Source organism: uncultured Microbacterium sp. (assembly GCF_913776565.1).
Taxonomy (GTDB): domain Bacteria; phylum Actinomycetota; class Actinomycetes; order Actinomycetales; family Microbacteriaceae; genus Microbacterium.
In genome coordinates, this window is record NZ_CAJYPF010000087.1 from 1 (window position 1) to 9,136 (window position 9,136).

The window sequence follows — 9,136 nt, forward strand, 5'->3', positions numbered from 1 at the left end:
GGCCGCTCCGCTCTCCCCTGTGGGGCGAACAAGTAATAACTTACGCCCGAACCACACCCCCGTCGAATCCACACCACACCCCGGGCGTGTCGCTCCCCCAAAACCCCGAAAACACGCGGAAAAACCACGAGGGGTCCCTCCGGGGGCACTGCACCCCGGGGAACCCCTCGACTCGCAAGTCCTGCCGCCCCTCAGGCGGACGCGGTCTCGACCGTCTTGTCGACAGGCAACGGCCAGAGTGCGTCGAGCAGCTGACGCACCCAGGCGATGAGGTTCGCGTCATCGGCATCCTGCGGAAGAGGGACGACCATGGCATCCCCTCCCGCCACCAGCTTCGCCTTCGGGTACAGACGCTGCAGGCGCACCCGCATCGATTCGGCGAGGTTCGCCGGTGCGATGCGGAGGTTCGACCCCATCGCGACGACATCGGCCAGGCCGGCCTGCGCGGCGCGTCGACGAAGACGCGCGACCGCGATGAGGCCCTCGACCTCCGCGGGCGGCTCTCCGTACCGATCGCGGAGCTCCTCGACCACCAGGTCGATGGAGTCGTCCTTCGCCGTCGCCGACGCCGCGGCCGAGAGCTTCTGGTAGGCCTCGAGTCGAAGGCGCTCGCTGTCGATGTAGAACTCGGGGAGGCGAGCGTCGACGGGGAGCTCCAGACGGAGTTCGGTGGGGCCGTCCACGTCCTCCCCGCGGAACGTCGAGACCGCCTCGCCGATCATGCGCAGATACAGGTCGAACCCGACACCCGCGATGTGGCCGGCCTGCTCGGCGCCCAGGAGGTTGCCCGCTCCGCGCAGCTCGAGGTCCTTCAAGGCCACCTGCATGCCGCTGCCCAGGTCGTTGTTGACGGCGATCGTCTCGAGGCGGTCCGCCGCGGTCTCGGACAGCGGCTTCATCTCGTCGTACAGGAAGTACGCGTACGCCCGATCGCGACCGCGGCCCACGCGTCCACGCAACTGGTGCAGCTGCGACAGTCCGTACTTGTCGGCGCGGTCGATGATGATCGTGTTCGCGTTCGAGATGTCGAGGCCCGTCTCGATGATCGTCGTCGACACCAGCACGTCGGCGCGGCGCTCCCAGAAGTCGTCGACGACCTGCTCGAGAGCGTGCTCCCCCATCTGTCCGTGCGCGACCACGATCCGCGCCTCGGGGACGAGTTCGGCCAACTGCGCCGCCACCCGCTGAATGGACGACACCCGGTTGTGCACGTAGAACACCTGACCCTCACGCAAGAGCTCGCGGCGGATCGCCGCCGCGATCTGCTTGTCGTTGCGCGGTCCCACGTACGACAGGATCGGATGCCGGTCCTCGGGGGGCGTCGCGAGCGTCGACATCTCGCGGATCCCGGTCACCGCCATCTCGAGCGTGCGCGGAATCGGCGTGGCGCTCATGGCCAGGATGTCGACGTTGGTCTTGAGCTTCTTCAGAGCATCCTTGTGCTCGACGCCGAACCGCTGCTCCTCGTCGATGATCATCAGGCCGAGGTCTTTGAAGATCACCTTCTCGGTGAGGATGCGATGGGTTCCGATCACCATGTCGACCGTGCCGTCGGTGAGACCGGCGAGCGTCGCTCTCGCCTCTTTGTCGGACTGGAAGCGCGAGAGCGGACGCACCGTCACCGGGAAACCGGCGAAGCGTTCGGCGAAGGTCTCGAGGTGCTGCTTGACCAGCAGGGTCGTCGGCACGAGCATCGCCACCTGCTTGCCGTCCTGGATCGCCTTGAAGGCGGCGCGCACGGCCACCTCGGTCTTGCCGAAGCCGACGTCGCCCGAGAGCAGACGGTCCATCGGGATCGGCTTCTCCATGTCGGCTTTGATCTCGTCGATGGTCTGCAGCTGGTCCTGCGTCTCGGCGAACGGGAAGGCCTCTTCGAGCTCTCGCTGCCAGGGCGTGTCGGGACCGAAGGCGTACCCCTTGGACGCCATGCGCGCCGAGTACAGCTTGACCAGTTCGACGGCGATGTCGCGGACGGCCTTGCGCGCGCGCCCCTTGGCCGCCGCCCAGTCGCTGCCGCCCATCTTGGACAGCGTGGGGGCTTCTCCCCCGACGTACTTGGAGAGAAGGTCGAGCTGGTCGGTGGGGACGAAGAGCTTGTCGCCCGGGTAGCCCCTCTTGGCGGGGGCGTACTCGAGGACGAGGTACTCCTTGGTCGTCTTCACGGCGTTGCGACCACCGCTGGACACCTCGCGCTGCGTCAGCTCGATGAACTTGCCGATCCCGTGCGTCGCGTGCACGACGACGTCGCCCGGCTTGAGCTGGAGCGGATCGACGACGTTGCGACGTCGCGAGGCGAGCTTCTTGACGCCCCGGTTGTCACCGCTGACCGAGCGGCCGTAGAACTCGGTCTCGGTGATCACCGCGAAACGGGCCTCGGTCAGTTCGAAGCCGCGCTCGAGCGGAGCGCACACGACGTGGGCCACACCGGGCTCGGGCGGCGTCCGCAGATCATCGACGCGCCGCGCCGCGATGCCGCGCTCGGCGAGCACGTCGCGCGCGCGATCCACCATCCCCGAACCGGATGCCGTGACCACCACCGACCACCCGTCGGCGAGGAGCGTCCCGACGTGAGCGGTGGCGCCGTCGACGTTGCCCTGGAACGAGGGGACGGGATCGGACTTGACGCGGTGCGCGGAATCGTCGCCCACCACGAGACCCTCGTCCTCGGCATCCGCCGCCCCCGAATCGAAGGCGCTGAGCTGCCACCAGACGCCGCCGCGACCGCTCGCGATCTCGTGCAGGTCGTCGAGGGTGACGAAGTCGCCGGCATCGAGGTCGACGGGGGTGTCGGCACCGGCGGTCGCCGCCGACCACGCGGCCTCGAGGAATTCGCGGTTGGTATCCCCGAGCGTGGTGGCGCGCGCGAGCGAGCGCTCGGGGTCGACGAGGGCCACCGCACTGCCGCCCGGCAGGTAGTCGACCAGGGTGACCAGATCGTCGACGAGAACCGGGATGAGGGATTCCATGCCCTCGGCGGGGATCCCCTCGGCCATCTTCTCGAGCAGCTGACGCAGGCCCGGGTAGCCGTCGCGCAACGCCCCGGCGCGCGCGCGGACCCCGGCGGTCAGCAGCAGCTCGCGACTCGGGTTGAGCGAGACCGCGGACACGTCCCCGGGCAGGGAGCGCTGATCTGCGACCGAGAAGGCGCGGATCTGATCGACCTCGTCGCCGAAGAACTCCACGCGGTAGGGGTGATCGGCCACCGGGGGGAAGACGTCGAGAATTCCGCCGCGCACCGCGAACTCCCCGCGGCGCGACACCATGTCGACCCGGTGATAGGCGAGCTCGATCAGGCGGGTCGTGACGGTCTCGAGCTCGTGCCCTCGCCCCCCGACGACGAGATCGACCGGTTCGACCTCGCCCAGACCGGGGGCGAGCGGCTGCAGGGCGCTGCGCACCGACGCCGTGACGACGAGGGGGGCCTCGCCGTCCCACGCGGCGATACGACGCAGCACGTCGAGGCGACGCCCCACCGTCTCGGGGCTGGGGCTGAGGCGCTCGTGGGGCAGGGTCTCCCACGCGGGGAAGTGCAGGACGTGCGCGCCGGGGAGGACGGCATCCAAGGCGGGTCCGAGGGACTCCGCGCGACGGCCGGTCGGGGCGATCACGAGCACGGCACCCGGATCGCCGGCCGCCCGCCGGCGTTCGACGAGGCCCGCGATGACCGGGGCGTCGAGGCCGTCGACGAGGGAGAGCGAGAGGTCGGCGGAGGCCGCGGAGGCGGCCTCGCGGTACGACTCAGCCTGCTCGAGGGCGCGCACGATCCCGGGAACTGTCACTCGGGAAAGTCTACGCGGGGCCTGTGACATCGGGTCCGGAGCACGAGGGGGTTGCGCCTTCTAGAGTGGCGACATGACTTCGCCGAGCGCTCCGAACGGGCCCGTCTTCGCCGCCCCGCACGTCGCTCCACCGGTCGGCGAGCTGCGCACCGCGCCGCCCGCGCGTCGGAATCGGCGCCCGGTCGGGACCTGGGCCCTCCTGCTGTCCATCATCGCCAGCGTGCTCGCCTCCGCCGTCGGCGGGTTCGCGGCCTACCGTGTCGCGCGGGGAGCCGCTCCGGGGCTGGCGTCGTCGACGTCGACCACCTTCGACTGGCGCATCCTGTCTCCGGTGCGCGACCTCGTGCTCGTGGGCGAAGTGTCGTTCTGGGCGGGCACCGCGATCGGGATCACGGCCCTCGTGCTGGGCATCGTCGCGATCGCGCGGCGCGCGGGCCGGGGCGCCGGCATCGCCGCCGTCGTCGTCTCCGCTCTCGGGCCGGCCGTGTTCACCCTGCTCGTCGTGGTGGCCGTCGTCACGGGGCTGGCCACGCTCGGCGAGACCGGCTTGTCCGTCTGACCGGCGCTTTCCCCGCGATACCCCGCGGATCCTCGCGGCGTCCACCCCCGGAGGCCGCGGCGGGCCGCGTGCGTACGGTGTCGGAAAGGGCGCGTCGCGTCCGCCGACCAGAGGAGCATCCCGTGAGCACAGCACCCCCGCCCCCGGAGCCGTACGGCCAGCCCGCCGCTCGTACCGAGGGCTACCCCGCGCCCGCCGGGCAGAGCGCCTACGGCGCGCCGGCGCCGTCGTCACACCCGGTGGGGTCGAAGAAGCTCGGGATCATCGCCTTCGTCGCGTCGCTGATCGCCGTCGTGGTGGGCGCGATCCTCGCCTACGTGGCCGGCCTGCAGAGCGCGGGGCTGGCGCAGTACGCGGACGGCACCGGCCAGATCGACCCTGACAACATCCCGCCCGGCGCCGGCGAGGCCGCCGCCGCGTTCGCCGGCCTGTCTCTCGCCGCGTTCGTGATCTACGGGATCTTCGGACTCTGGGGCTTCATCCAGGGCATCATCGCCGCGGTGAAGAACCGGGGACGCGGCTGGGCCATCGCCGCCATCGCGCTCGCCGTCCTGGGCGGTGTCGTCGTCGTGAGTGCGCTCGGGATCGGTGCCTCGGTCGGCATCGGCTCGACCCTCTGAACGATCGAACGGCCCCGGTCCTCGCGGATCGGGGCCGTTCGACTGTCCGCTGATCGGGACGGGAGGATGCCGGACGCTCAGGCGCGCGGGGCGTGGAACCTCTGCTGCGCGGCGACCAGCCCCTCGTCGATCAGCATCTCGACCGCGTCGGCGGCATCCGAGACGAGGATCGGCAAGGTCGTGCGCTCGGCCGCTCCGAACGGATCGAGCACCCAATCGGCGGGATCCTGACGCCCCGCCGGGCGACCGATGCCCACCCGCACGCGCGGGAAATCGGCCGTGCCCAGGGCCTTGGCGATGTCGCGCACGCCGTTGTGTCCGCCGTGTCCCCCGCCGACCTTGAGCTTGATCGTGTCGAAGGGGATGTCGAGCTCGTCATGGACGACCACGATGCGCTCGGGTTCCGTACCGTAGAAGCGCGCGAGCTGCGAGGCCGGGCCGCCCGAGACGTTCATGAAGCTGTTGGGCTTGGCCAGGACGAGCTTGGCGGCGCCGGGCCGTAGCCACGTCTCGACCACGCGCGCGTGGGCCTTGTGCGCCTTGAAGGTCTCGCGGCGGCGGGAGGCGAGCTCGTCGAGCACCATCTGCCCGACATTGTGCCGCGTCGCCTCGTACCGCGGCCCGGGGTTCCCGAGTCCCACGATCAGCCAGGTGTGCGCCATGGCATCCATCCTTCCGGATCCGGTGCGGACCCACTCCACCCGGACGGCGAATCGGATCACCCCGGAGAGAGAAAACGAGGGGGCGCGAAACGCGCCCCCTCGCCTGCTGCGGACCGTGAGGCCCGCGCGGGATCAGTTCTCGTCGCCCTCGGCGCCCTCGGCCGTCTCGGCCTCTTCGGACTGCTCCTCGGCGACCTCGGCGTCGGCCTCGGCGATCTCCTCGTCGGCGGCGATCGTGTCGAGCGGGATCGAGACACCCACGATGAGGGTCTCGGGCTCGGTCACCAGCGTCGCGCCCCGGGGCAGGGTCAGGTCGGCCGCGGTGATCTGCGTGCCGTCCTCGGCGCCCTCGACGTCGACCTCGACGTTCTGGGGGATGTGGGTGGCCTCGACCTCGAGCGACACCGACGCGGTGTCGAGCATCGCGACCGTGCCGGGGAAGGGCTCGCCGGTGAGGACGACGGGGACGTCGACGCTGACCTTCTCGCCCTTCTTGACCACGAGCAGGTCGATGTGCTCGATGATCTGACGCACGGGGTCCTTCTGCACGTCCTTCACGAGGACGAGCTGGCCCTTGCCCGCGATGTCGAGGTCGAGCAGCGCGTTGGCGCGACGGATGAGCAGCGCGACCTGATGGCCGGGCAGCGCGACGTGCTGGGGGTCGGTGCCGTGGCCGTAGATGACCGCGGGGATCTTGCCCGCGGCGCGCAGGCGGCGGGCGAAGCCCTTGCCGAAGTTCTCGCGGAGCTCCGCGACGACCTTGTTGTCTTCCGACATGATGTTCTCCTCGCGGGCTCGGGGTCCCGCAGATCGTGAGCGGACGGTATCCGCATCTGTGTGGTCTGGATTCGACTCGAACGCGAGCGCGTGAGGAAAGCCGGGAGCCTGCATCACCGCGTCGATCACGGACATCCGTGCGTGGCGACACGCACGCGGGGATGTCCCTCGCCGAAGTTCCCCGGAAGTCTACCAGCGCGACGCCCTCGTCACGACCCCGGCACCCCGGGGCGGCGGGAGCCACCCCGCAGCGACGGTAGGATCGACACGCCACACCGACCCGGAGGATCATCATGGACAGCGGCTTCTTCTCTCACGTCGTGCTCTGGGTCATCGGCGGTATCGCCACCATCGGCGGCATCGGCGCGATCGGCGCGCTGTTCTCTCTCGGTCGCAACGCCTCGTACAAGAAGCACTGATCCGCCGGGGCGACACGCACCGCCCACGCTCTCGCGCGGCATCCGGGTCGAGGGGGCCCGTCGGCGTCCTCAGACCGTCAAGGTCCGCAGCCGGAGGTCGCCGACCCTCACCTCGACGCACTGGCCGGGCCGGACCGGCGCCTGCGAGAACGGAGCGCCCATCATCACGACGTCTCCGGGGCCGAGTTCGCTCCACCCCGCCACATAGGCGAGACACTCCCGCAGCGACATCGGCAGTCGTCCCGCCGACGTGAGAGCCCGGTCGGCCCCGTCGACCACGAGCCCCAGCGGCAGGTCGTCGTCGATCGACAGAGCGGTGTCGATCACGGGACCCAGCGGGGTGTAGCCCGCCCCCGACTTCGACTCGAAGTTGCGGGGATCGGATGCCGCCCGCTCGGGGCTCGACAGATCGTCGACCGCGGTGATCCCGAGCACGAACTCGTGGGCGTTGCGCGCCGTCAGCCCCGCGGTCGGGCGGCCGATCACGACCGCCACCTCCGCCTCGGCCACGGTCGTCCCCGCGTCGCGGCGGAGCCGCACCTCGGCGTCCGGCCCGACGATCGTGCGCGGACTCTTCAGCCACGCCTGCACGGGCGACGGGTGATCGGGTCCGTTCTGCGCGATCCCGACGACCACGGTGGGCACGCAGGGCGGGAGCAGGCTCCCCCGCACCGGATCGCCGGCATCCTGCACCGGCACACCCGCCGCGAAGGCGGCGTAGGGATCGGCGATCGGGATGAGTCCCTCGTCGGCGACCCGGACGGTCCGCGGGCCGTCGGGGGTGGCGACGCGCGCGATGCGCATCAGCACCCCGCCCCGCGACGGCGGCGGGCTCCGCGACTCATCGGATCGTCCGCACGGTCACGGTCGTAGCATCCACGCCCTCGCCGGCTTCTTCGCGCGACACCTTGATCGCATCGTCGGTGCGCGTGAGGTCGCGGCGGAGGGTCTCGGGGACGAGGAAGGTCGACGCCGTCGTGATGAGCGCGAGCGTCGCCATGTAGATCGCCAGCAGCAGCCAGTTCGCCCCGCTCACCGCGATGATGTACGCGCCGAGCACACCGGCGAGGCCGCCGGCCAGAACCGCGGAGATCTCGCGCGCCATCGCGACGCCCAGGTAGCGGTGGCGGTTGCCGAAGAGTTCGGGGAGCATCGCGCACTGGGGTCCGAGCATCGAGTTGACGGCCACGCCGATGCCGATCGCGATGACGGCGATGGTGATCGGGTAGCTGCCGAGGGACATCAGCCACCAGGCCGGGAACGTGAACACGAGCATGAAGACCGCGCCCGCGCGGTAGACCGTGCGCCGCCCCATGCGGTCGGAGAGCGCCCCGGTCAGCGGCACGGAGAAGATGCCGATCAGCGAGCCGAGGGTGACGCCCCACGTCAGCAGGCTGCGGTCGGCCTGACCCCCGACCGAGGCCACGAAGAACGTCAGTGCGAGGGTGTTGAACATGTACGAGCCGCCGTTCTCGGCCATGCGCAGGCCGATGCCGACGATCACGCCCGGGAGACCGCGCGTGAAGATGTCGCGGATCGGGCGCTCGGCGATCTGCTCGTTCTTCTCGAGTTCGATGAAGGTCGGGGTCTCGCGCAGACGCATGCGGATGAAGAGCGCGAGGAGGATGAGCGCGAAGGACGACAGGAACGGCACGCGCCAGCCCCAGCTGAGCAGCTGATCCTCGGGCAGGAGGGAGATGAGGCTGAACACCACGGCGGCGAGCAGGGTTCCCGCCTGGATGCCGATGAACGGCAGCGCCGAGAAGAACCCGCGGCGCTTCACCGGGGCGTATTCGGCCATGAGCACGGTCGCTCCCGCCTGCTCCGCTCCCGCGCCGAAACCCTGGAGCAGGCGCATGATCACGAGCAGGATCGGCGCGAGGATGCCGACGGCCTCGTAGGTCGGCAGCAGTCCGATCGCGGTGGACGCCCCGCCCATGAGCAGGATCGTGATGACGAGGACCCACTTGCGGCCGAGCTTGTCGCCGAGCACCCCGAAGAACAGTCCCCCGAAGGGACGGGCGAGGAAGCCGACGCCGTACGTCGCGAAGGCGGCCACCGTGGCGAGCGCCGGGTTGTTCTGAGAGAAGAACAGGACGTTGAAGATCAGCGCCGTGGACAGCCCGTAGAGCGCGAAGTCGAAGTACTCGAGAGCGCTGCCGATGCTCGACGCGAGTGTCGCGCGGCGCAGGTTCGCGGCGTATTCGGGGTCATCCTGCGGCTGCGGCGTCGGTGTGGATGCAGTGGTCACGGCCATCTCCTTCGATCGGCTGGGTCTTTCGACAGGCCGACTGTATCAACGGAGTGGACACAGTTCAAT

At 70.3% G+C, this 9,136-nt stretch carries 8 protein-coding genes; 3 read left to right on the forward strand and 5 right to left on the reverse strand.

Annotated elements, in window-relative coordinates:
* Nucleotides 1–191 precede the first annotated feature (191 nt).
* Nucleotides 192–3,779, reverse strand: a complete 3,588-nt coding sequence (gene mfd / locus QZ433_RS04835; RefSeq protein WP_295780318.1) for a transcription-repair coupling factor — start codon at nucleotides 3,777–3,779, stop codon at nucleotides 192–194.
* Between the two features lie 73 nt (nucleotides 3,780–3,852).
* Between mfd and QZ433_RS04840 the strand changes: the two genes are divergently transcribed.
* Both QZ433_RS04840 and QZ433_RS04845 read left to right on the forward strand, forming a co-directional pair.
* Nucleotides 3,853–4,338 carry a hypothetical protein gene (locus tag QZ433_RS04840; RefSeq protein WP_295780319.1) on the forward strand — a complete coding sequence of 162 codons (486 nt, stop codon included), beginning with the start codon at nucleotides 3,853–3,855 and terminating at the stop codon, nucleotides 4,336–4,338.
* A 122-nt stretch (nucleotides 4,339–4,460) separates the two neighbouring features.
* Nucleotides 4,461–4,958, forward strand: coding sequence for a DUF4064 domain-containing protein (locus QZ433_RS04845; RefSeq protein WP_295780320.1), 498 nt, complete (start codon nucleotides 4,461–4,463; stop codon nucleotides 4,956–4,958).
* A 77-nt stretch (nucleotides 4,959–5,035) separates the two neighbouring features.
* Here QZ433_RS04845 and pth read toward each other — a convergent pair whose 3' ends face one another.
* Nucleotides 5,036–5,620 (reverse strand): aminoacyl-tRNA hydrolase, encoded by a 585-nt coding sequence (gene pth, locus QZ433_RS04850; RefSeq protein WP_295780322.1) that lies wholly within the window; start codon nucleotides 5,618–5,620, stop codon nucleotides 5,036–5,038.
* A 132-nt stretch (nucleotides 5,621–5,752) separates the two neighbouring features.
* A complete protein-coding gene (locus QZ433_RS04855; protein ID WP_295780324.1) occupies nucleotides 5,753–6,397 on the reverse strand; it encodes a 50S ribosomal protein L25/general stress protein Ctc in 645 nt (214 codons plus the stop codon).
* Between the two features lie 293 nt (nucleotides 6,398–6,690).
* On the opposite strand from QZ433_RS04855, the gene QZ433_RS04860 reads away from it, so the two are divergent.
* A complete protein-coding gene (locus QZ433_RS04860) occupies nucleotides 6,691–6,816 on the forward strand; it encodes a hypothetical protein (protein ID WP_260979764.1) in 126 nt (41 codons plus the stop codon).
* Nucleotides 6,817–6,885: 69 nt separating this feature from the next.
* On the opposite strand, the gene QZ433_RS04865 is transcribed toward QZ433_RS04860, so the two are convergent.
* Together QZ433_RS04865 and QZ433_RS04870 are read right to left on the reverse strand one after the other, a co-directional pair.
* Nucleotides 6,886–7,620 carry a fumarylacetoacetate hydrolase family protein gene (locus QZ433_RS04865; RefSeq protein ID WP_295780327.1) on the reverse strand — a complete coding sequence of 245 codons (735 nt, stop codon included), beginning with the start codon at nucleotides 7,618–7,620 and terminating at the stop codon, nucleotides 6,886–6,888.
* 37 nt (nucleotides 7,621–7,657) lie between these two features.
* Nucleotides 7,658–9,067, reverse strand: a complete 1,410-nt coding sequence (locus QZ433_RS04870) for an MFS transporter (protein WP_295780329.1) — start codon at nucleotides 9,065–9,067, stop codon at nucleotides 7,658–7,660.
* Between the last annotated feature and the right edge of the window lie 69 nt (nucleotides 9,068–9,136).

Excerpts from the sequence above, each read along its gene's own strand:
- pth (WP_295780322.1), bottom strand. The coding sequence starts at position 5,620 with ATGGCGCACACCTGGCTGATCGTGGGACTCGGGAACCCCGGGCCGCGG.
- QZ433_RS04855 (WP_295780324.1), bottom strand. The coding sequence starts at position 6,397 with ATGTCGGAAGACAACAAGGTCGTCGCGGAGCTCCGCGAGAACTTCGGC.
- QZ433_RS04840 (WP_295780319.1), top strand. The coding sequence starts at position 3,853 with ATGACTTCGCCGAGCGCTCCGAACGGGCCCGTCTTCGCCGCCCCGCAC.
- QZ433_RS04860 (WP_260979764.1), top strand. The coding sequence starts at position 6,691 with ATGGACAGCGGCTTCTTCTCTCACGTCGTGCTCTGGGTCATCGGCGGT.
- QZ433_RS04865 (WP_295780327.1), bottom strand. The coding sequence starts at position 7,620 with ATGCGCATCGCGCGCGTCGCCACCCCCGACGGCCCGCGGACCGTCCGG.